Below are 18604 nucleotides of genomic sequence, written 5' to 3' on the forward strand. Positions count from 1 at the left end.
GGGCTAGAGGCCCATGGTGTCGGCCAGCGAGTCCATCTCGGCCGTCAGCAGCGTGGCGGCGCGGTGTCCCATCCCGGTGAACTGCCCCTGGACCTCCAGGCTCAGGATCCCCTGGAGGCGGGTCCACACCATGACGGTCCCGGTCAGCGCCGTGCCTGGATCGCCGTCCGGCGCGTACGCGCGCACCCATTCGGCCACGTCGGGCGTCTCATCCACCCAGCGGAGCAGCTCCTCCCGCAGCGGCGCGGCGGCCGGCCCGCACCGCCCCCGACCGAACACCGGCAGGAACGGCCCCAGCACCTCCCTGGCCTGCCGGACGCTCTCCGGCGGCGCCCGGTATCCGGGCGACGGTGTCCCGGCCAGCAGGTGGAACAGGTGCGGGTGGGCCACGACCCAGGAGAAGAACGCCCGCGCCAGAGCGTGCAGGCGCTCGCGCGGCTCGCCCCCTGAGCCCTCCGCCGGGACCTCCGCGCGGACGGCCGCCGCCACCTCACCGAACCCGTCGAGGATCAGCTCGGTGAGCAGGCTGTCGCGGCTCTCGAAATACTTGTAGATGGCCGGTCCGGTCATCCCCAGGTGCCTGGCCACCGCGTTCAGGCTGAGGGCCGCTGCCCCGCCGGCGCCGATCTGAGCGAGCGCGGCCTGCTTGATCTCGCTCCGGACCTGCTCGCGGTAGCGCTGTCGCGGTGTGGACATCCCTTCATTATCCTGAGTTCCGATCCCAGCACACGGTGTCATCACGTGACGGTCGCCTTCGTCAACGGCCGGGCATGCCCCGGCTACCGGTGGGTAAAAGGTGGGCACCGGCGTGGGAGCGATGGTGGTGCGATGGGTCTCTCCGGAAGGGAACGCCGCATTCTCGCCGAGATCGAGCGCGCCCTCGAGCGGGAGGACCCCGAGCTGGCCAGGCGGGTCGCGGCGATCAACCGGATCGAGTCGGGTGGAGACGCCTTCCCTCAGGGCCACGGCGACCGGCTGCGCATGTGGGCCCTGGCCCACGTGTGGGCGATCTTCTGGCTGGGCGCGGTGGTGATCCTGCTACTGCTGGTGGCGGTCCTCACCACGTGAGCGCCGGTGCCGCAGCACCAGCAGGTCGATGGCGGCGATGACGGCCACGGCGGCGGCGATGGCGGCCTCCCAGCGCCACACCTCCTCGCCCGTGTTCATGGCCTGCACGGCGAAGAAGACCGCCGCTATGACACCGAGCACCAGGGCGACGAGGGACAGGACGCGGCGGGCGCGCAACGGGCTGCGCGCGGTCAGCGGCTCGGTGCCCTCGCGGTTACGCAGCCACATGACGGTTCCCCTCTCAGGCGAGGCACCTCAGGGTCGAGACGACGCGCGGATCGACCTCGTGGGAGGCGGGCAGGCGGCCCACCGTGGCCTCGACGAACTCCGGATACGACAGGGCGGCGGTGACCCCGTCCACGGCCGTCCACATCTCGTCGGCCGTCTGCTCCACCTGCACCTTGGCGTCCTGCTCGGCCAGCACGAACCGGCCCACCGCCACCCGCCACAACGTCCTGTCGTCGATCTCGTGGTCGGAGACGGGCGCGCCGACGTCGTCGGCGTGGGTGGCGTACTCGGAGTCGTAGTGGAATGTCTGCAGGCCCACCGGGTAGGGGCCGGCCATCGTGTCCAGCAGGGCGTCGCGGCCGAGTGCCCGCATGCGCTCGCGCGTCTCGCCGTTCTTGGTCCGCCACTCCGCCAGGACGTCCTCGACGGGCAGGTCGCGGCGCTCGCGTACGCACCACTCGTTGAAGTCGTTGAACCCGGTCACGCCCACGTCGGCGACCTGGGCCATCAGGTCATGGACGGTCCCGTCGAGGCAGGCGTGGTTGTACAGCTCCTCGCCCGCCAGGTGCGCCAGCACGTCGCGCACCGACCAGCCCTCGCACCGGGACGGCTGCCGCCAACCGGCCTCGTCGAGACCCGAGAAGTACCGGTCGAGCCGGGCGGCCTCGGCGTCGAAGATGTCGAACGGGTTGAAGTCTTTGAGCAGGTCCTCGGCCATACTTCGGACGCTACCCCTCACGTGCCGACTTTCACGACCTTGTCCCCGATGGTGGACTTGACCCTGCCGTACTCGGCGGCGCAGGCAGGTGCGCGCTCGGCCGGAACCCAGCCGCCCTTGGCGATGCGGGCGTGCTCGGCCGGGTCGGAGCCGTAGAGCAGGCAGGCGAACGTGGCGGACTCCTCCAGGCCGGACAGGTGGTCGATGCCGGCGTGGCCGGCGAGCAGGTGGCGGGCCTCGGCGGCGGCCGCCGCGCGCTTGGGCCGGTCGGCCGCGAGCGTCAGCGCCGCGAACTGGTCGGCCTGCGCGTCGCTGTCCTGCATGCCGTTGAGCGTGGTCAGGGCGTGGCCGAGCTGGTGGTGGAAGAGCACGGACAGCGCGCCGTCCAGGTGGGCCCGCGCGGCGTCCGGGCTGGTCTCCTCGGTCTGGGAGATGCCCTTGATCGTGCCGCGTACCTTGTCGACCAGCGAGTAGCAGAGGGTGATCTCGCGTCGCTCGTGGTCCCAGGTGGCCGTGGGGGAGTCGCAGTCGCGGGCGACGACCTTGACCGGCTCGGGCAGCCGGATCCCGGTCCGCAGCGCGCCGCTGTCCTTCAGCACCTGCCTGGCCTGCTCGGCGCGCGACGAGTCGGGGCGTTCGTAGCGTACGGACAGTTCCGGCGCGGGCGCCGCCCCCAGTGTGCTCGTCATGCTCAGGACGAGGGCGATCACGGGGTGCGGCATACCGGGGGCTCCTTCGGGGGTCGATCGTTCGGGGTCGATCAGCGCAATGGGACTGTCCATGCGGCGATCGAGTGATCGATAAACCTCCGAGAGGTAAAAGATTCCGGAAAACCGGAGGCCCGGTCCCCAAAGGGAGACCGGGCCTCAGGCGAATGGATCAACGACGCCACCAGGAGCCGTAGACCCGCACGTAGTCCGTGCGGCTCTTGGCGCCCTCGAGCTCGTCGTCACCGGCGTACACGGCCCTGAAGGTGCCGCTCTTGTAGGCGCGGGTCTTGGCGTAGAACTTGCCGCCGCGGTCGGTCCAGTCGGAGGCGACCCACTTCCAGGCGCTCGAGCCGTTCGCACGGTAGTAGATGCTCACGCGCTCGCCGCGGACACCCTCCCAACCGTGGTCATCGACCAGGAGACGGCCGGAGAAGTAGATCGACTTGCCCTTGCGGACCTTGTAGGGGTCGGCGCTGAAGCGGGAGATCCGCGTGTCGGCCTTGCCCTTGACGATCTCGACCGAGAAGAACGCCTCGTCCTTCGCGATCTCCTTGCCGCCCTTGTCGAAGGCGACGGCGGTGGCCCGCCACTTGCCGGCGGGGTCGTTCTCGTTGAACCCGATGGCCCAACGCCAGCCCTCGAGGTCCTTGGCGTCCTTGCCGCGCATCGTGCGGAAGTTCGCGTCCGCGGGCGCGACGCTGAGCTCGACCTTCTCGACGTCGGAGCTGGCCCCGATATCGAAGTACGCGGTCGTCTCGGCACCGGCCTTGACCACCACGGGGTTCGGGCTGATGTCACGGATCTTGAGCTGGGTGTCCGTCTTGGTGGCGGCCGTGGCGGCTCCCGCGCCAGACACCAGCATGGCCCCGCCCACAAGGGCGGAAAGGATACCTACTGCGATCTTTTTCATGAGGGTGCTGATTCCTCTCCCCGTATTGACTCAGAGCCGGCCCGGGGTGCCGGCTCCCTCTACTACTTTGAGCCACCGGATGGGGAAAAGGTTCGCTAAAGTTACAGAAAATATTTGATCACGGCTTTAACCAGGGCTTATGCAAAAAAATCACTTTTGCGGTGACTTGACCTACTACAGTCTGCCTCATGACGGACGTGTACACGCTGGGCGAGCCGCTGGGGGTGGTCTCCAGCGGCCGTGTTCGCCATGAGACCGAGGCCAGGCTGGACGTCTGCGGGCCGGAGTTCACGCTCGCCATCGGCCTGGCCCGGCTCGGGCACCGGTGTGCGTACCTGGGCAAGGTGGGCGACGACGAGCTGGGCGCCCGGGCGCTGACCGTGCTCAGGGGCGAGGGCGTGGACGTCGAGGACGTGCGCGTGGCCGGCGGCGTGCGTACGGGACTGGTCCTGCGGGAGTCCCGCGTCGCCCGCGAGCCCAAGGTGACGCACTACCGCGCCGGCTCGGCGGGCTCGCTGCTGGCGCCGGGCAACGTACCGATCGACCGGATCGCCGCCGCGAAGATGCTGCACGTGAGCGGCGTCACGGCGGGCCTGGGCAGGGACGCGCAGGACGCCGTGCTCGCCGCCGTGAGCGCGGCCAAGAACGCCGAGGTGATGATCTCCTTCTCCGTCGAGTACGTCCCCGAGCTGTGGCCGTCCGTGCGCGAGGCCGAGGAGGTGCTCAGCGAGCTGGCCTGCGACTCGCACCTGCTCTTCCTCCGCCAGGACGAGCTCGACCTGGTCAAACCGGCTCTCACGCCGGAGCGGGAGGTCGTGGTGGACCGCGGCGCGAAGGGCGCCAGCGTGCGGGCCGACCGGATGCGGTACGACGTGCAGGGCCGGCAGGTCCCCGTGGTGGACCCGGCAGGGTCGGGGGAGGCGTTCGCGGCCGGTTACATCAGCGCTGCGCTCGACGGCCTCATCCCCCAGGAGCGCCTGCACCGCGGGGCGCTGTTGAGCGCCGCCGCGGTGACCAGCGTGAGCGACTGGCAGGGGTTGCCCACCAGGGACGAGCTCTAGTTCACGGTCAGGGTGAAGGTCGAGGTCGTGTTCTTGATGTTCTGATGGTTGTTGCTGAACCTGACGTTGTTGATCGTGGCCGACCCGACCGCCGGGCCCTGGCCGGGCTCGGGCATCTCGTTCACCCAGATGCCGAACCCGGACTTGGCGTCGAAGGCGTCACCGCTCTTCTGCGCCCCGCTGATCGACACGTTCGTGAGGATCGTGTCCTTGACCGGGTTCAGCGGGGTCGAGGGGCTGGAGTAGCCGGTCTGGAACATGATCCCGCTGTACGTCGGGTCCACGATGTCCAGGTTGCTGACGCGGATGCCCTGGAACACCTTGGAGGAGGAGAACAGCCACATCGCTGGGAACGTCTGCTGGCCCCAGAAGTGGCCGCCGGCCCTGACCAGCGAGATGTTGTCGAACGTGGTGGGCGGGCTGGCGCCGAAGCCGTGCATCGGGATCCCGAAGTCCAGCGAGCTGATCGTGACGCCCGAGTACACCAGCGTGTCGGCCACGTAGATGTTCCGGAAGGTGTTGTCGTAGCCGCCGTACACCGCCAGGCCCGCCGCCCGCCACGTCAGCAGCGAGGTCAGGTTCTCGTAGACGTTGCCGAACTGCTCGCCCGAGTTGTTGTCGATGGCCGAGAACAGCGCGAAGCTGTCGTCGCCCGTGGACCTGGTCTCGATGTTGGTGACGTGGTTGCCGGTGCTGCCGTTGGTCATGTTCAGGCCGTCGGCGAACACGTTCCTGATCCGCGAGTTCTTGATCGTCAGGTTGTCCGTGTTCGTGCCCCACAACATACATATCTGGTGCTCGACCCAGATGTTGTCGATCGTCATGTTCGCCACGTTCGTGAAGTCGAACACCTTGCCCGGCCCGTCGATGCGCTCGACGTAGTTGCCGAAGTAGGCGAAGTTCGCGAACGTCGAGCCGTTGGCCGTCGCGTCCGCCCGGAAGCCGACGTCGGTGTTCTGCTGGCCGGCGGGCGCGTGGAACCGGGTGAACCAGGGGCCGGCGCCGACGACCCTGATCGCCTTGCCGTACACCTGGAACTTGCTGGAGGTCTGGTAGTCGCCCGGCGGCAGGTAGACGCCGGTCAGGTTGGCGTCCATGCGGGCCTTGTCCAGCGCGTTCTGCACGTCCTGGTGCGAGAATCCGGCCGGTACGGCGTACTTCGCCGGGTCCGGGTTCCCGAGCTGCGCGACCTGCTCGAAGTCGACGAAGTCGATGGCGTAGTTGTGGGCGTTGGCCGCGTCCTTCTGCAGCCTGATCCTGCTGCCCTCCGGGACGGTCCTGCCGAGCAGCAGGTTCGCCTCGTCGTAGATGTGCCTGGGCGGGCCGGAGCCGGGGTTGTTGTTCGGGCTCGCCTCGGGGCCGTACAGCCAGGCGTAGCGGGAGGTCAGGTTGATGGTCTTGAGGAAGGTGCCGTCGACGTAGACGTTCAGGGTGGAGTCGATCCCGCCGCCGCCCGGCGCGTCCGGCATCGAGAAGCGGGTGACCAGGGTGTTCGTCGGGGCCCTGGTGGTGAACTCGACGTAGGCGCCGGTCTGGTTCAGCGTCACCGCGCGCCGCCCGGACGCCTCGCCGGCGACCGTGCCGATCTCCCTGCTGGGGCCGACGCGGGTCGCGCCGCCGCCGACCGCGGCGTCCTCGGCCTCGTACGTGTCGTACGGCATGTTCGCGCCGCGCCCGACGAACAGCGGCAGCGTGCTGGTGTTGTTGGCGCGCTTGACCGGCAGCTCGTTGGCGTCGTCGGCGAGCACGGTCCGGACCGTGTACCTGCCGTTGGCCGCCGTCCACGTGCCCAGGCTCACCGGGCCGGTCGTGGCGCCGGGGGCGATGGCGCCGCTGGTGGAGCCGGTGAGCGTCCTGACGACGGTGCCGGCGTCGTTGAGGACGGTGAGCGTGATGCCGTGCGCGCCGCCGCCGGACGCCACGGTGCCCTGGTTCTTGATCGCGACCGAGAACGTCACCGTGCTGCCCGCGGCCGGGTTGCCCGGCGTCCAGGCGACGGGGGCGGCGATCAGGTCGGCCGTGTCGACCGGCCGCACGGTGAGCGTGCCGGTGGCGGTGTTGTTGGCCTCGTTCTGCTCGGCGACCTTGCCGTCCTCGTCGGCCTTGGCCGAGAGCTGGTACGTCCCCGCGTCCCTGGCGCCGATGTTCGCCGAGACGGTGGTGGAGGCGCCGGTGGCCAGGGCGCCCACGGCGGCGGTGCCGACCTTGGTGGTGCCGGCGTAGAAGGTGACCGAGGTCGCGGCGGAGCCCGCCGTCCCGGCGTTCCGGACCGTGGCCGACAGCGTGATCGCGTCGGTCTCCACCGGACTGGCCGGGGCGGAGGTCAGGTTCGTGACGGTGAGGTCGGGGTTGGCGGCCGGGGTGCCGAAGATCTGGAACTCGGCGATCTGGCCGCCGGGGGCGCCGGAGTTGGCGGTGATCTGCAGCCGGAGGTCGGCGACCTTGGCGGTCACCGGGATCGTCACCGTGTTGCCGGTGGCCGGGTCGAAGGTGTAGGCGGTCGGGGAGACCAGGTTGGTGAAGGAGGTGGCGTTCTGCTCGCGGCCCAGCACCTGGATGGTCTGGGTGCGCCGGGCCCAGGCCGCGTCCGGGTTGAGCTTGAGGGTGATCGAGCTGAGGTCCGCGTTCGCGCCGAGTTGCACGGTGAGCGTGTTGGGGTAGGCGGCGCCTTCGAAGTAGGTCTGGACGTTGTTGTCGTTGGCGTTGGCGGCCACGTAGGTGTGGGTGTGTGCGGAGCCGGTGATGGGTTTGCCGAGGGCCAGGTTGGTGCCGGGGTCGGGGTTGTCGGGGGCGCTGCCCCAGGCTTCGAGTTCTGCCAGTTGTCCGGCCGGCCAGCCGTTGTTGGCGGTGATCTGCAGGCGGAGGTAGCGGGTGGTGGTGGTGGGGAAGGTGATGGTGGCGGTCGGGTTGAAGGTGTGGGTGGCGGCGGCGGCGATGGTGTTGAAGGCGGTGCCGGTGGTGCTGCCCTGGACGGTCAGGGTCTGGGTGCGGCTGGGCCATCCGGTGGGCAGTTTGAGCACCAGTTTGTTCACGCCGGCGGTGGTGCCCAGGTCGACCTGGATCCACTGCGGGAAGGCGTTGTTGGCTGATTCCCAGTAGGTGGCCTGGTTGCCGTCGGTCACGTTGGCGGCGGTGTAGACGTCGTTGGTGCTGCTCGCGGTGGCGGTCTTGCCGGCGGCGAGGTTGGTGTCGGCCGCGGCTGACGCGGGCGGGGCGACCAGGATTCCGATCAGTAACGTAAGGGCGGCAAGCAGTGCTCTCATGGGGGTGGCCCTTCGGGTAAGGCGGATGGCCGAACCATAAGATGTCGAGCAGAAGGCCGCAATATTTCGACGACATTTCGCAAACATTTGACTGACAAAAGTTGTACAGTGCCGTCTCGAAGTGCTGGTCAGCGAGCGGGTACAGGCACGAACCCCGCCGTGGGCGCGGCGCAAGCCACGACGTCCGATCTACGTAAGCCGTTGCAAGCGCTTGCGCGGAAGGTCGTATAGTTTGCGCATGACTCGACGACTCGCAGAGGTGGCCAAGAAGGTCGGGGTGAGCGAGGCGACCGTGAGTCGCGTGCTCAACGGCAAGCCCGGGGTGTCCGACGCGACTCGCGAGGCCGTGCTGACCGCGCTCGACGTGCTGGGCTACGAACGCCCCACCCAGCTGCGCGGCGACCGCGCCCGGCTGGTCGGCCTGGTGCTCCCCGAGCTGCAGAACCCGATCTTCCCCGCCTTCGCGGAAGTGGTCGGGGGCGCCCTCGCGCAGCAGGGCTTCACCTCGGTGCTGTGCACCCGCACGGTCGGCGGCGTCTCCGAGGCCGACTACGTGGATCTCCTGCTCCAGCAGCAGGTCAGCGGCGTGGTCTTCGCCGGTGGCCTGTACGCCCAGGCCGACGCCTCGCACGGCCACTACGAGCTGCTGCACGAGCGCAAGCTCCCCACGGTCCTGGTCAACGCCGCCGTCGAGCACCTCGACTTTCCCCAGGTGTCGTGCGACGACGTGGTGGCCGCCGAGATGGCCATCGCCCACCTGCGCGCCCTCGGCCACGAACGGATCGGCATGGTGCTCGGGCCCAAGGACCACATGCCGTCGCGGCGCAAGCTGGAGACGTTCCAGGCCGGGGGCGGGGACGCCGAGCTGGTGGAGCACACGATGTTCTCGCTGGAGGGCGGGCACGCGGCCGCCGCCCGGCTGGTCAGGCGCGGGGTGACCGGCGTGATCTGCGCCAGCGACCTGCTGGCGCTGGGCACGGTCCGCGCCGCCCGCCGCGCCGGCCTCGCCGTCCCCACGGACATCTCGGTCATCGGCTTCGACGACTCGGCCCTGATGAACTGCACGGAGCCGCCGTTGACCACGGTCCGCCAGCCGATCGACGCCATGGGCCGCGCCGCCGTCGACCTCCTGGTCGCCCAGATCGACAAGGCCGTGGTGCCCGCCGACGAGCTCCTCTTCGAACCCGAACTGGTGGTCCGCGCCTCCACCGCCCGCGCCCACCCCTGACCCCAGGGGGTCTGCCCGGCACCGGCGAGGGGGGCCTTCCGGGCGCCCCTCCTGAGGCCCCGCCCCCCCTTCCGGAGCACGCCCCCGGTGAACGGCGTGCGCGGGCCCGTCACGCCCCGGACCGCCTGACGACGGTGCTGGGCGGGCCGGCTTCCCGGGCCGGACCGGTGGGCGCCGCGGACGACGCTTCCGTGGGCCGGTCCGGCGGCACGACGCGGTCGAGCGCCGCCGATCCTCCTCCCGTCGTCCCCAAGCCCTCGGCCCGTGCGGCGGGGACGGGCGCGGCCCCGTGCCGTGGAGGAGGTTCGCCGGACCGGCGGCGTAATGCAGTCGTTATCTTGCAATATGAAGTCGAAATATTGCGCACATACGTCACGGATCCTATGGTGTGGGCACCTCGCATCAGAAGGGTCAGATCATGCAGAGATCCACCGGACTCTTGCTCGTAACCGTGCTAGGACTCGCGGCCTCGGCTTGCGGATCGGGCGGCGAGCCGGCCACCCCCAACGCCAGCGGCGGCGCCAAGGCCGTGACGATCACGGTGGCCTGCCAGCCGGCGAAGTCCGCGCCGAAGGAGCGGCAGGCCTGGGACGACGACGTGGCCACGTTCATGAAGGAACACCCCGGCGTGACGGTCAAGAGCACCGACCAGCAGCCGTGCTTCGACCCCAAGACGTTCGGTCCCAAGCTGGCGGGCGGCCAGATGGAGACCGCCTTCGTGGTGCCCGTGACCAACTACAACGACGTGATCTCCAAGGGCCAGGCGCTGGACATCACGCAGTACACCAGCAGCATCAAGAACTGGAACGACCTGCGCGCCGACCACAAGGAGCTGGTCACCAAGGACGGCAAGGTCTTCGGCGTCCCGAACGTCCACTACAGCGTGGGCCTGGTCTACAACCGGGCCCTGTTCACCAAGGCCGGGCTCGACCCCAACACCCCGCCCACGACCTGGGCCGAGGTCCGCGAGGCGGCCAAGAAGATCGCCGCGCTCGGCCAGGGCTACGTCGGCTACGGCGAGTACTCCGGCGGCAACACCGGCGGCTGGCACTTCACCCAGGCCATCTACGGTCGCGGCGGCGACATCCTGACCCCCGACAACAAGAAGGCCGCGTTCAACTCGCCCGAGGGCAAGGCCGTGCTGCAGAACCTGCACGACATGCGCTGGGTGGACAACAGCATGGGCTCCAAGCTGCTGGTCGGCTGGGAGTCGCTCATGGTCGCCATGGGCAGCGGCAAGGTCGGCATGATGCTGGGCGCCCCCGACGTGGTCACCGACGTGGTGAACAAGTTCAAGGGCAACGTCGCCGACTACGGCATCACCGGTTTCCCCGAGGCCAAGGCGTCGCTGAGCGGCGGCGAAGCGTTCATGATCAACCCTAAGGCGACCCCGGAGGAGGCCAAGGCCGCGCTGGAGTGGATCGACTTCCGCTTCAACACCGTCGGCAAGGGCCGCTTCGACTTCGCCCGCGGCAAGAGCATCGGCAACCCCGTGGGCGTGCCGGACAACGCCGTCTTCGGTGACTCGCCCACCGGCCAGGCCATCCAAGCCGACCGGGTGAAGAACGCCTCGCTCCCGGTGACGAACTACGAGTCGTACGTACAGGCCGCCGGCACGATCCCGCCGAAGGCGGAGCCGCTGCACGCGCAGGAGCTGTACGCCATCCTCGACGTGGCCATGTCCGGCGTGCTGAGCCGCAAGGACGCCAGCGTCGACCAGCTGCTCGCGGACGCCGAGACGAAGGCCAACTCGATGCTGGCGGCCAAGGGCTGACCTCAATGCAGATCTTGAGGCGCAATCTGACGGCCTACGGGTTCTTGTGCGCGGCGCTGGCCTGCTTCACGGTGTTCGCCTGGTATCCGATGGTCAGGGAGTTCATCCTGAGCTTCCAGAAGACCGACCTGATCAACGAGCCGATCTGGGTGGGCCTGGACAATTTCAAGACGGCGTTCCTGGACCCGGCCTTCGGCGAAGCCTGGCTGAACACCCTGGAGTTCACGCTCCTCGCCCTGCTGTGCGGCTATGCCGTGCCGTTCGTCGTCGCGCTCGTGCTCAACGAGCTGCGCCACGCCCGGGCCTACCTGCGGTTCGTGGTCTACCTGCCGGTCATGCTGCCGCCGATCGTGGCGGTGCTGCTGTTCAGGTGGTTCTACGACCCGGGGCCCGGGCTGTTCAACCAGGCACTCGACTTCTTCGGGCTGCCGCCGCTGGCCTGGCTGGACAGCTCGTCCACCGCCCTGATCTCCCTGGTCATCGTCTCGACCTGGATGAACATGGGCAGCGCGACGCTGATCTACCTGGCCGCGCTGCAGAACATCCCGCCGGAGCTGTACGAGGCGGCGGAGCTGGACGGTGCCGGGATCTTCAAGCGGATCAGGCACGTCACGATCCCGCAGACGCGGCTGATCCTGCTGCTCATGCTGATGCTGCAGATCGTGGCGACCATGCAGGTGTTCATCGAGCCGTACATGCTGACCGGCGGCGGGCCGGAGAACTCGACGGTCACGGTGGCGTACCTGATGTTCCAGAACGCGTTCACGCTCCAGGACTACGGCTCGGCCGGGGCGCTCGGCATGATGCTCATGATCGTGCTGCTCGTCTTCGCGGCCTTCCAGCTCCGGCTGACCAGGGAGGACAAGGCGTGATCTCCGTCGGAGCCCGGGCGACGACCGGGGGGAAGCGGGGCAGGAAGCGGTCACCGAAGCCGATCGAGGTGCAGTTCCGTACGATCGTCTCCCCGCACCAGCTCAACAGCAGGTGGGGCCGGCGGATCTACTGGCTCGTGCTGGCCACGGTCCTCGTCGTCTTCACGGCGGCCTTCGTCTTCCCGCTCTACTGGATGGTCACCGGCGCGCTCAAGACGCCGGAGGAGCTGGCGCAGATGCCGCCGACGCTCGTGCCGGCCGATCCCACGCCCGACGCGTTCTTCGAGGCGTGGGACCTGTTCGACATCGGCACGCTGCTGGCGAACACCGCCTACTACTCGCTAGGCGGCTGGATCGTCTGCATGGCCGTGGACGTCTCGGCGGCGTACGCGCTGTCGAAGCTGCGGCCGATGTTCGGCAACGTCATCCTGGGCATGATGCTGGCGACGCTGATGATCCCGGCGATGGTCATCCTGATCCCGCTGTACGTCACGGTCGTGGACCTGGGGCTGCTCAACAACCCGTGGGCGCTGTGGTTGCCCGCGGCGGCCAACGGGTTCAACATCTTCCTGCTCAAGCGCTTCTTCGACTCGATCCCCAGGGAGCTGATCGAGGCGGCGCAGATCGACGGGGCCGGGGCCGTGCGGATCCTCCGCTCGGTGGTCCTGCCGATCTCCAGGCCCATCCTGGGCGTGGTGTCCATCTTCACGATCGTCACCTCGTTCAAGGACTTCGTCTGGCCGCTGCTCGTCATGACCGACAGCGACAAGATGACCATCAGCGTGGGCCTGTCGCAGACGGCCGGGGCCGTCACCCAGAACCAGGTCATGGGCGGCCTGCTGATCACCAGCATCCCCATGATCATCGTTTTCTTCATCTTCCAACGGCACATCATGGCGGGACTCACCGCCGGAAGCATCAAGGGATAAGCGCATGTCGCAAACGTGGTGGCGGGGGGCCGCGATCTACCAGGTCTACCTGCGTAGCTTCGCCGACGGGAACGGCGACGGCGTGGGCGACCTCGCCGGCCTGCGCTCCCGCCTGCCGTACCTGCAAGAACTCGGGATCGACGCCATCTGGCTCAACCCGTGGTATCCGTCGCCGATGGCCGACGGTGGCTACGACGTGGCCGACTACCGCGACATCGAGCCGGTCTTCGGCACGCTGGCGGAGGCCGAGCGGTTCATCCAGGAGGCGCACGAACTCGACATCAAGGTCATCATCGACGTGGTCCCGAACCACAGCTCCACCGAGAGCGCCTGGTTCAAGGAGGCCCTGGAGAACCCGGCGGCTCGTGACCGGTTCTGGTTCGCCGACGAGCCGCTCAACGACTGGCAGTCGATCTTCGGCGGCTCGGCCTGGACGCAGGTGCCCGACGGGCAGTGGTACCTGCACCTGTTCGCCCCGGAGCAGCCGGACCTCAACTGGACCAACCCGGAGGTGCACCGGGAGTTCGAGGATGTCCTGCGCTTCTGGTTCGATCGCGGCGTGGACGGCGTCCGCATCGACTCGGCGGCCCTGCTGATCAAGTCCGACACCGCCTACGAAGACCTCGACGAGGTCCACGACGTCTACCGTCGGTGGCGCGAGGTGGCCGACGAGTACGGCGAGCGCATCCTGATCGGGGAGGTCTGGCTCCCCGACCAGGAGCGTTTCGCGCGCTACCTGCGGCCCGACGAGCTGCACACGGCCTTCAACTTCGACTTCCTGTCCTGCGCCTGGGACCCGGCCGACCTGCGCAGGTCCATCGACCTCACCCTGGCCACCCACACCCCCATCGGCGCCCCGCCGACGTGGGTGCTGTCCAACCACGACGTCACCAGGCCGGTTACCAGGTACGGCCGCGCCGACACCTCGTTCGCGCACGGGGGCGCCCTCCACGGCACGCCGTCGGACCCCGAGCTCGGCTACCGCCGGGCCCGGGCGGCGGCGTTGCTGGCCATGGCCCTGCCCGGCTCGGTCTACGTCTACCAGGGCGAGGAACTGGGCCTGCCGGAGGTGGAGGACCTGCCGGACGAGGTCCGCCAGGACCCGATGTACGCCCGCTCGGGCGGCACGAACCCGGGCCGCGACGGCTGCCGCATCCCGCTGCCGTGGTCGGGCGAGGAGCCCCCGTTCGGCTTCGGGACCGGCACGCCGTGGCTCCCGCAGCCGGAGAGCTGGCGCAAGCTCACGGCCGAGGCGCAGCGTACGGACCTGGACTCGATGCTCAACCTGTACCGCGCGGGCCTGGGCGTCCGCCGGGACCTGCTCGGGGACGGGACGCTGACCTGGCTGTCCCTGGGGGAGGAGGTGCTGGCCTTCACCCGCGACTCGGGCCTGACCAGCATCACGAACCTGGGCAAGGAGCCGATCCCGCTGCCCGCGGGCACGGTCGTGCTGGCCAGCGGCGTGATCGAGGACGGCCTCCTGCCTTCCGACACCACGGTCTGGCTGACCTGACGTCCGGCGCCCCGAGCGGACCGCGTACCGCTCGGGGCGCCGCACCCCGATCGTTCATGACGTGAGCTTGAGCGTGTAGCGCCGCAGCCCGTCCGCCTCCTCCCCGAGCACCGCGCCCAGCCGCTCCGCGAGCCGCTGCGAGGCGGTGTTGCCGGCGTCGGTCTCGATCACGATCTCGGCCAGCCCCGCCCGCCGCCCCGCCGCGAGCACGGCCTCGGCCGCCTCGGCCGCCAGCCCGGCCCCCCAGTGAGCCGGATCCAGGCTGTAGAGGAGCTCCACCCGGTCCTCGCCGTGCCGCCGCAGCCCGCACACCCCGATCAGCACGCCGTCCCTGAACACCTGCCACAGCCCGTAGCCGTGCCGCGCGAAGCCGGCCTCGCTGTCGCGCAGCAGCGTCCCGGCCAGCTGGGGGGCCACTTCACGATCGTCGAACAGGTAACGCCTGACCTGCGGGTCGTTCCAGTGCCGGACGAGCACGCCGAGATCGCGCACCCCGGCGGGACGCAGCTCCAGCCGTTTCGTGGATATCGCCGTCATATCCTCCAGCCAACACCGCCCGGCTCCCCGAGGAAAAGGGCGTTACGATCACGCCATGGCACGGCTGCGCAGAACGCCTCCGCACGACCTTGACCCCGAGGCCCGGACTCTCTACGACAAGATCGCCTCCGGGCCGCGCGGCGGTTTCATGGTCGACGAGGAGGGCGGCCTCACCGGCCCGTTCAACGCGATGCTGCTCAGCCCGCCCGTCGGCGACCCGCTCCAGGAGCTCGGGGCGGCCGTCCGCTACCGTTCCTCGCTCACCGACCGGGCGCGGGAGCTGGCGATCCTGGTCGTGGCCGGGCACCAGGACAGCGCGTTCGAGCGGGCGGCCCACGAGCCGATCGCCCGCGGCCTGGGCTTCACCGAGGAGCAGCTCCAGGCGCTGCGCGACGGCTCGCCCCTGACCCTCGACGACCCGGCCGAGGCGGCGGTGCTCGGCGTGGCCCGCGCCCTGGTGGCGAAGGGCGACCTGGACGACGAGGAGTACGCGGCGCTGGGTGAGCGGACGCTGTTCGAGCTGACCACGCTGGTGGGCTACTACTCCACGCTCGCACTCCAGCTCCGCGTCTTCCGCGTGTAGGTCACCGGGTGGCGCCGCTGGGGTCGCGCAACAACGCTTCCAGGGCCGCGCGCGCCCTCCCGGCCTCCGAGGGGAAGCGCGTCGCCCTGGCCAGCACCCACAGCGTGCCCTGCAGCCCGCGAGCCGCCAGGCAGGCCCGCAGGCCGGGAGCGTCCGGATCGGCCCCGTACGCGCGCACCGCCGCCCGCCCGTCGAGCCGCGTCGTGCGGAGCAGGCACGCCAGGTCCCACTCCACGGGCCCGGCCATGCTCTCCTCGAAGTCGTTCCAGAGCAGCCCGGCCGGGGTGGCGAGCAGGTTGCCGGGGTGCGCGTCACCGTGCACGGCCTGCGCCGCCGTCCCGTCCCGCAGCCGCTCGGCCAGCCCGGCGTGCGCGTCCCGCAGGCGGGCCGGCACCTGCGGTCCGAGCAGCTCCATCAGCCGGGCCGGCTCCTCCAGCACCGGCCCGAGCAGCGGCAGCTCGCCGGGGAACCCGCGCAGGGCCTCGTGCAGCTCGAACAGCATCCGCCCGGCCGCGTCCGGCGTCACCACATGGTCCGGATCGTGCCCGGCGTGGGCCCAGAAGGACAGCGCGACCCCGTCCCGTACGTGCGGCCCGGCCGGCAGCAGGTCGCTCGGGGGCACCACCGGCGCGCCCGCCCGGTGCAGGTAGGACACGACCGCCAGCTCGCGCTCCAGCGCCTCGGCGGGCCGGGGCCTGCCGAGCGCGGTGACGGTGGGCACCCGCGCCACGATCGGCGCGGGCGCCAGATGGATCCGCAGGTTGAACGAGTCGTTCAGCACCACCGGCGCCCGCACCCGCACCCCGTGCTCCGCGGCCACGGCGACGGCGGCGGACACGGCGGCGGTGCGGGAGATCATGCCCCTATTGTCTACAGGCGGTGCGCAGCCCGTAGAACCAGGACAGGTACCGGCTGTGGATGTCCCGCCCGGAGATCCGGACGAAGGCGTCGTCCGCGTTCTCCATGTACGTGAAGTTCGCGCTCCCCGTGTAGACCCGTGGCGTGATGTCGTCGTCGTAGAACCCGTCGATCATCATGACCTTGTTGTGCGTCACCACGTCCCGCGTGCCCACCCTGAACCGGCACGGCGTGACCTGGACGGCCCGCCCGTTGACCGTCCTGGCCAGGGTCTGCCGGATCGTGTCGTCCACGTTCTTGCTGGCCGCCCCGGCGGCGTTCTCGTAGTACACGATGTCCACCCAGCAGTTCTCACCGCGCAGCCGGACCAGCTCGTTCGCGATCGCCACCCGGTTCTTGTTGAACGCGGTCAGCGCCATGCGGATGTCGGTCTGCCGCGTGACCCCGTCCGCGTCCTGGTAGCCGCACTCGACGAGCCGCAGGATGGAGACGATGGGGTCGGGGTCGCCGGCCAGGCGGGGGTAGAAGGTGGCCCGGTGCGTGGTCCCGGTCGGCGAGGTCCAGTAGTAGCCGGGGTCGACCGCCTTGCGCCGTCCCGCCTGCAGGTCGGCGAAGTAGGTCCGGTAGGCGTTGTAGACGGCCTGGTCGGTGAAGGTGTACGCGTCGTTGTAGGAGTTGTACAGGTACCAGTTCGACAGGTTCGACGAGGTCTGGAACACCACGTTCGGGTGCGAGGTGCCGTCGATCACCACGTTGGAGAACAGCGCGAACTTGCTGTGCAGGTAGTTCCGGGCGATGCAGCCGCGATCGACCGTCGACTCGTTCGGATATTCGCAGCGGATCACCCAGGAGCCGGCCGACTCCGAGGTGCCCAGCGCCGCCCTGAGCGTGGCGGTGATGGCGTCGTTGGCGCCGTTCTCCATGCTGTCGAGGATCACCTGCACGCGTACGCCGCGGTCGTGCGCGGCGACGAGCTGGTCGGCGATCTCGCTCGACCGGTCGCCGGGCGCCCATTCATGCGTCACGAACCGGATCTCCCCGCCCGTGGGGACGGCCCGGATCAGGCGGATGAGCTGGTCCATGACGGCCGACTGCTTGGCGCTCGGGCTGCCGGCCACCCCGGAGTCGGCGGTCGGGTCGTTGAACACCGGCGCGTTCAGCACGGGCGGCCCCGTGACGTCCGCCCCGGCCGGGCCCGCGCTCGCGAGCAAGCCGGTGACCAGGCATAACGCCAGGAGGATGCGTCGGGTCGTCGTCATGTGCGATTCCCTTCTGGTGGGCAGCACATGCGACCTTCTACTTAAATATGATTTTTTGTCAATGGACCTCTAGGCCGACTCCCGGACCACCAGCTCCGTGGGCAGGATGACCGGATCGGTCGGGCCCCCCTCGAACAGGTTGAGCAGCAGCCCCACCATGGCCGCCGCCTGCTCGGTCACCGGATGCCTGAGCGTCGTCAGCGGCGGCTCGGTGTATTTCGCCGCCTCGATGTCGTCGAAGCCCACCACCGCCACGTCGTCGGGCACCCGCCGCCCGGCCTGGCGCAGCGACTGCAACGCCCCCACCGCCATCAGGTCGTTGGCCACGAAGACGGCGTCCAGCGACGGATCGTCGCCGAGGAGCTGCCGCATCGCGATCGCCCCGGACTCGCGCGTGAAGTCGCCGACCGCGACGATCGAGCGGCAGTCGGAGTCGCGCAGCACGTTGCGGTAGCCGGCCAGCCGGTCCTGCCCGGCGATCATGTCCTGCGGCCCGGCGATCGTGGCGATCCGGCGCCGCCCCGACTCCACCAGGTGCCGCACCCCGGACTCGGCCCCGCCCACGTTGTCGTTGTCCACGAACGGGATGTCCACCGGCACGGCGGGCCGCCCGTAGGAGACCACGGGCACGCGCAGCCGCGCCAGCGCGGCCGGCAGCGGGTCGGCGCCGTGCATGGACAGCAGCATGACGCCGTCCACGTGGCCGCCGGCGATGTAACGCTCCACCCGGGCATGGCTCTTGGGTGAGGAGGCGAGCATCAGCACGACCTGCTTGTTGATCGCCTCCAGCTCCACCGACGCCGACCTGATCGCGGTGGAGAACAGCGGGTCCTCGGAGAAGACCCGCGTCCCCGGCTCGCTGACGACCAGGGCGACGGAGTCGGTGCGCTGGGTGACCAGGCTGCGCGCGGCCGAGTTGGGCACGTAGCCCAGCTCGTCGATCGCGCGCAGCACGGCGTCGCGGATGTGGGGCGCCACGGTCGTCTGCCCGTTGACCACACGGGAGGCGGTGGCACGCGAGACGCCCGCCCGGGCGGCGACCGCCTCGAGCGTCGGGCGTCTCATGACTGAACCAGAAGGGAGAGCACGGAAA

18 protein-coding genes are annotated in these 18604 nt (G+C 69.7%); 8 read left to right on the forward strand and 10 right to left on the reverse strand.

The window, feature by feature from the left end:
• Nucleotides 1-3: 3 nt before the first annotated feature.
• Nucleotides 4-696: a WHG domain-containing protein gene (locus ACBJ59_RS27475; protein ID WP_375113131.1), complete on the reverse strand. Its 693-nt coding sequence runs from the start codon at nucleotides 694-696 to the stop codon at nucleotides 4-6.
• Nucleotides 697-828: 132 nt separating this feature from the next.
• On the opposite strand from ACBJ59_RS27475, the gene ACBJ59_RS27480 reads away from it, so the two are divergent.
• Entirely contained in the window at nucleotides 829-1068 is a 240-nt protein-coding gene (locus ACBJ59_RS27480; RefSeq protein ID WP_375113132.1) for a DUF3040 domain-containing protein, read from the forward strand.
• Here the strand turns inward: ACBJ59_RS27480 and ACBJ59_RS27485 are convergent.
• The 4 genes from ACBJ59_RS27485 to ACBJ59_RS27500 form a co-directional block, all read right to left on the reverse strand.
• Complete coding sequence (locus tag ACBJ59_RS27485) at nucleotides 1039-1296, reverse strand: DUF6343 family protein (protein WP_375113133.1); 258 nt, start codon at nucleotides 1294-1296, stop codon at nucleotides 1039-1041. The genes ACBJ59_RS27480 and ACBJ59_RS27485 overlap by 30 nt on opposite strands.
• A 13-nt stretch (nucleotides 1297-1309) precedes the next feature.
• Nucleotides 1310-2014, reverse strand: coding sequence for a maleylpyruvate isomerase family mycothiol-dependent enzyme (locus ACBJ59_RS27490; RefSeq protein WP_375113134.1), 705 nt, complete (start codon nucleotides 2012-2014; stop codon nucleotides 1310-1312).
• Nucleotides 2015-2031: 17 nt separating this feature from the next.
• Nucleotides 2032-2736 (reverse strand): DUF4344 domain-containing metallopeptidase, encoded by a 705-nt coding sequence (locus tag ACBJ59_RS27495; RefSeq protein WP_375113135.1) that lies wholly within the window; start codon nucleotides 2734-2736, stop codon nucleotides 2032-2034.
• Between the two features lie 157 nt (nucleotides 2737-2893).
• Nucleotides 2894-3586 carry a hypothetical protein gene (locus ACBJ59_RS27500; RefSeq protein ID WP_375113136.1) on the reverse strand — a complete coding sequence of 231 codons (693 nt, stop codon included), beginning with the start codon at nucleotides 3584-3586 and terminating at the stop codon, nucleotides 2894-2896.
• Between the two features lie 236 nt (nucleotides 3587-3822).
• Between ACBJ59_RS27500 and ACBJ59_RS27505 the strand changes: the two genes are divergently transcribed.
• Nucleotides 3823-4695: a sugar kinase gene (locus ACBJ59_RS27505; RefSeq protein WP_375113137.1), complete on the forward strand. Its 873-nt coding sequence runs from the start codon at nucleotides 3823-3825 to the stop codon at nucleotides 4693-4695.
• Here the strand turns inward: ACBJ59_RS27505 and ACBJ59_RS27510 are convergent.
• Entirely contained in the window at nucleotides 4692-7958 is a 3267-nt protein-coding gene (locus ACBJ59_RS27510; RefSeq protein WP_375113138.1) for a discoidin domain-containing protein, read from the reverse strand. The two genes, ACBJ59_RS27505 and ACBJ59_RS27510, sit on opposite strands and share 4 nt — an antisense overlap.
• 238 nt (nucleotides 7959-8196) lie before the next feature.
• Between ACBJ59_RS27510 and ACBJ59_RS27515 the strand changes: the two genes are divergently transcribed.
• From ACBJ59_RS27515 to ACBJ59_RS27535, 5 genes are all read left to right on the forward strand, one after another.
• The gene (locus ACBJ59_RS27515; RefSeq protein WP_375113139.1) at nucleotides 8197-9186 is read left to right on the forward strand and encodes a LacI family DNA-binding transcriptional regulator; all 990 of its coding nucleotides are present in this window, start codon (nucleotides 8197-8199) and stop codon (nucleotides 9184-9186) included.
• Between the two features lie 451 nt (nucleotides 9187-9637).
• Complete coding sequence (locus tag ACBJ59_RS27520) at nucleotides 9638-10960, forward strand: ABC transporter substrate-binding protein (protein WP_375113140.1); 1323 nt, start codon at nucleotides 9638-9640, stop codon at nucleotides 10958-10960.
• A 5-nt stretch (nucleotides 10961-10965) separates the two neighbouring features.
• Nucleotides 10966-11832 (forward strand): sugar ABC transporter permease, encoded by an 867-nt coding sequence (locus tag ACBJ59_RS27525; protein ID WP_364120571.1) that lies wholly within the window; start codon nucleotides 10966-10968, stop codon nucleotides 11830-11832.
• A complete protein-coding gene (locus ACBJ59_RS27530; RefSeq protein ID WP_375113141.1) occupies nucleotides 11829-12761 on the forward strand; it encodes a carbohydrate ABC transporter permease in 933 nt (310 codons plus the stop codon). The genes ACBJ59_RS27525 and ACBJ59_RS27530 overlap by 4 nt, the downstream gene beginning before the upstream one ends.
• Before the next feature lie 4 nt (nucleotides 12762-12765).
• On the forward strand, nucleotides 12766-14274 hold the full coding sequence (locus ACBJ59_RS27535; RefSeq protein WP_375113142.1) for a glycoside hydrolase family 13 protein: 1509 nt from the start codon (nucleotides 12766-12768) through the stop codon (nucleotides 14272-14274).
• Between the two features lie 54 nt (nucleotides 14275-14328).
• Here ACBJ59_RS27535 and ACBJ59_RS27540 read toward each other — a convergent pair whose 3' ends face one another.
• A complete protein-coding gene (locus ACBJ59_RS27540; RefSeq protein ID WP_375113143.1) occupies nucleotides 14329-14811 on the reverse strand; it encodes a GNAT family N-acetyltransferase in 483 nt (160 codons plus the stop codon).
• Nucleotides 14812-14866: 55 nt separating this feature from the next.
• Here ACBJ59_RS27540 and ACBJ59_RS27545 point away from each other — a divergent pair, with 55 nt between their 5' ends.
• Nucleotides 14867-15394, forward strand: a complete 528-nt coding sequence (locus ACBJ59_RS27545) for a carboxymuconolactone decarboxylase family protein (protein ID WP_375113144.1) — start codon at nucleotides 14867-14869, stop codon at nucleotides 15392-15394.
• A gap of 1 nt (nucleotide 15395) precedes the next feature.
• Here ACBJ59_RS27545 and ACBJ59_RS27550 read toward each other — a convergent pair whose 3' ends face one another.
• The 3 genes from ACBJ59_RS27550 to ACBJ59_RS27560 form a co-directional block, all read right to left on the reverse strand.
• Entirely contained in the window at nucleotides 15396-16253 is an 858-nt protein-coding gene (locus tag ACBJ59_RS27550; protein WP_375113145.1) for a phosphotransferase, read from the reverse strand.
• Nucleotides 16254-16257: 4 nt separating this feature from the next.
• Nucleotides 16258-17511 (reverse strand): phosphatidylserine/phosphatidylglycerophosphate/cardiolipin synthase family protein, encoded by a 1254-nt coding sequence (locus tag ACBJ59_RS27555; RefSeq protein WP_375113146.1) that lies wholly within the window; start codon nucleotides 17509-17511, stop codon nucleotides 16258-16260.
• A gap of 69 nt (nucleotides 17512-17580) precedes the next feature.
• Nucleotides 17581-18576, reverse strand: coding sequence for a LacI family DNA-binding transcriptional regulator (locus ACBJ59_RS27560; protein ID WP_375113147.1), 996 nt, complete (start codon nucleotides 18574-18576; stop codon nucleotides 17581-17583).
• Nucleotides 18577-18604 lie beyond the last annotated feature (28 nt).

The sequence above is a fragment of the Nonomuraea sp. MTCD27 genome, assembly GCF_041950495.1.
Taxonomy (GTDB): domain Bacteria; phylum Actinomycetota; class Actinomycetes; order Streptosporangiales; family Streptosporangiaceae; genus Nonomuraea.

Coding starts and splice junctions, on each gene's coding strand:
- ACBJ59_RS27475 (WP_375113131.1), bottom strand. CDS start 696: ATGTCCACACCGCGACAGCGCTACCGCGAGCAGGTCCGGAGCGAGATC.
- ACBJ59_RS27480 (WP_375113132.1), top strand. CDS start 829: ATGGGTCTCTCCGGAAGGGAACGCCGCATTCTCGCCGAGATCGAGCGC.
- ACBJ59_RS27485 (WP_375113133.1), bottom strand. CDS start 1,296: ATGTGGCTGCGTAACCGCGAGGGCACCGAGCCGCTGACCGCGCGCAGC.
- ACBJ59_RS27490 (WP_375113134.1), bottom strand. CDS start 2,014: ATGGCCGAGGACCTGCTCAAAGACTTCAACCCGTTCGACATCTTCGAC.
- ACBJ59_RS27495 (WP_375113135.1), bottom strand. CDS start 2,736: ATGCCGCACCCCGTGATCGCCCTCGTCCTGAGCATGACGAGCACACTG.
- ACBJ59_RS27500 (WP_375113136.1), bottom strand. CDS start 3,586: ATGCTGGTGTCTGGCGCGGGAGCCGCCACGGCCGCCACCAAGACGGAC.
- ACBJ59_RS27505 (WP_375113137.1), top strand. CDS start 3,823: ATGACGGACGTGTACACGCTGGGCGAGCCGCTGGGGGTGGTCTCCAGC.
- ACBJ59_RS27510 (WP_375113138.1), bottom strand. CDS start 7,958: ATGAGAGCACTGCTTGCCGCCCTTACGTTACTGATCGGAATCCTGGTC.
- ACBJ59_RS27515 (WP_375113139.1), top strand. CDS start 8,197: ATGACTCGACGACTCGCAGAGGTGGCCAAGAAGGTCGGGGTGAGCGAG.
- ACBJ59_RS27525 (WP_364120571.1), top strand. CDS start 10,966: ATGCAGATCTTGAGGCGCAATCTGACGGCCTACGGGTTCTTGTGCGCG.
- ACBJ59_RS27535 (WP_375113142.1), top strand. CDS start 12,766: ATGTCGCAAACGTGGTGGCGGGGGGCCGCGATCTACCAGGTCTACCTG.
- ACBJ59_RS27540 (WP_375113143.1), bottom strand. CDS start 14,811: ATGACGGCGATATCCACGAAACGGCTGGAGCTGCGTCCCGCCGGGGTG.
- ACBJ59_RS27545 (WP_375113144.1), top strand. CDS start 14,867: ATGGCACGGCTGCGCAGAACGCCTCCGCACGACCTTGACCCCGAGGCC.
- ACBJ59_RS27550 (WP_375113145.1), bottom strand. CDS start 16,253: ATGATCTCCCGCACCGCCGCCGTGTCCGCCGCCGTCGCCGTGGCCGCG.
- ACBJ59_RS27555 (WP_375113146.1), bottom strand. CDS start 17,511: ATGACGACGACCCGACGCATCCTCCTGGCGTTATGCCTGGTCACCGGC.
- ACBJ59_RS27560 (WP_375113147.1), bottom strand. CDS start 18,576: ATGAGACGCCCGACGCTCGAGGCGGTCGCCGCCCGGGCGGGCGTCTCG.